This is a genomic window from Serratia sp. KG1D (assembly GCF_037150675.1).
Lineage (GTDB): Bacteria > Pseudomonadota > Gammaproteobacteria > Enterobacterales > Enterobacteriaceae > Serratia > Serratia nematodiphila.
This window is the reverse complement of sequence record NZ_JBAGIH010000015.1, coordinates 1-1,723: the sequence shown is the minus strand read 5'-3', so window position 1 is coordinate 1,723 and position 1,723 is coordinate 1. Positions and strand designations below refer to the sequence as shown.

General features: G+C 52.5%; 1 rRNA gene. It reads right to left on the bottom strand.

The window, feature by feature from the left end:
- Positions 1-12 precede the first annotated feature (12 nt).
- A 16S ribosomal RNA gene (locus WFM45_RS24585) occupies positions 13-1,554 on the bottom strand.
- Between the last annotated feature and the right edge of the window lie 169 nt (positions 1,555-1,723).

Sequence of the window (1,723 nt, the reverse complement as noted above, 5' to 3'; positions counted from 1 at the left end):
AATATCTTTAGGTAAGGAGGTGATCCAACCGCAGGTTCCCCTACGGTTACCTTGTTACGACTTCACCCCAGTCATGAATCACAAAGTGGTAAGCGCCCTCCCGAAGGTTAAGCTACCTACTTCTTTTGCAACCCACTCCCATGGTGTGACGGGCGGTGTGTACAAGGCCCGGGAACGTATTCACCGTAGCATTCTGATCTACGATTACTAGCGATTCCGACTTCATGGAGTCGAGTTGCAGACTCCAATCCGGACTACGACGTACTTTATGAGGTCCGCTTGCTCTCGCGAGGTCGCTTCTCTTTGTATACGCCATTGTAGCACGTGTGTAGCCCTACTCGTAAGGGCCATGATGACTTGACGTCATCCCCACCTTCCTCCAGTTTATCACTGGCAGTCTCCTTTGAGTTCCCGGCCGAACCGCTGGCAACAAAGGATAAGGGTTGCGCTCGTTGCGGGACTTAACCCAACATTTCACAACACGAGCTGACGACAGCCATGCAGCACCTGTCTCAGAGTTCCCGAAGGCACCAATCCATCTCTGGAAAGTTCTCTGGATGTCAAGAGTAGGTAAGGTTCTTCGCGTTGCATCGAATTAAACCACATGCTCCACCGCTTGTGCGGGCCCCCGTCAATTCATTTGAGTTTTAACCTTGCGGCCGTACTCCCCAGGCGGTCGATTTAACGCGTTAGCTCCGGAAGCCACGCCTCAAGGGCACAACCTCCAAATCGACATCGTTTACAGCGTGGACTACCAGGGTATCTAATCCTGTTTGCTCCCCACGCTTTCGCACCTGAGCGTCAGTCTTCGTCCAGGGGGCCGCCTTCGCCACCGGTATTCCTCCAGATCTCTACGCATTTCACCGCTACACCTGGAATTCTACCCCCCTCTACGAGACTCTAGCTTGCCAGTTTCAAATGCAGTTCCCAGGTTGAGCCCGGGGATTTCACATCTGACTTAACAAACCGCCTGCGTGCGCTTTACGCCCAGTAATTCCGATTAACGCTTGCACCCTCCGTATTACCGCGGCTGCTGGCACGGAGTTAGCCGGTGCTTCTTCTGCGAGTAACGTCAATTGATGAGCGTATTAAGCTCACCACCTTCCTCCTCGCTGAAAGTGCTTTACAACCCGAAGGCCTTCTTCACACACGCGGCATGGCTGCATCAGGCTTGCGCCCATTGTGCAATATTCCCCACTGCTGCCTCCCGTAGGAGTCTGGACCGTGTCTCAGTTCCAGTGTGGCTGGTCATCCTCTCAGACCAGCTAGGGATCGTCGCCTAGGTGAGCCATTACCCCACCTACTAGCTAATCCCATCTGGGCACATCTGATGGCAAGAGGCCCGAAGGTCCCCCTCTTTGGTCTTGCGACGTTATGCGGTATTAGCTACCGTTTCCAGTAGTTATCCCCCTCCATCAGGCAGTTTCCCAGACATTACTCACCCGTCCGCCGCTCGTCACCCGGGGAGCAAGCTCCCTTGTGCTACCGCTCGACTTGCATGTGTTAAGCCTGCCGCCAGCGTTCAATCTGAGCCATGATCAAACTCTTCAATTAAAAGCTTGATTTGCTTCCACTCGAGAAGCGATGCTCAAAGATTTACTGCATGAATTTTACTTCAGTTAGTCACTCTTCAAGACTTGATATTTTTTTGCATCCGAAGATGCTGGATATCGTCTTGTGGAGTGCCCACACAGATTGTCTGATAAATTGTTAAAGAGCAGTG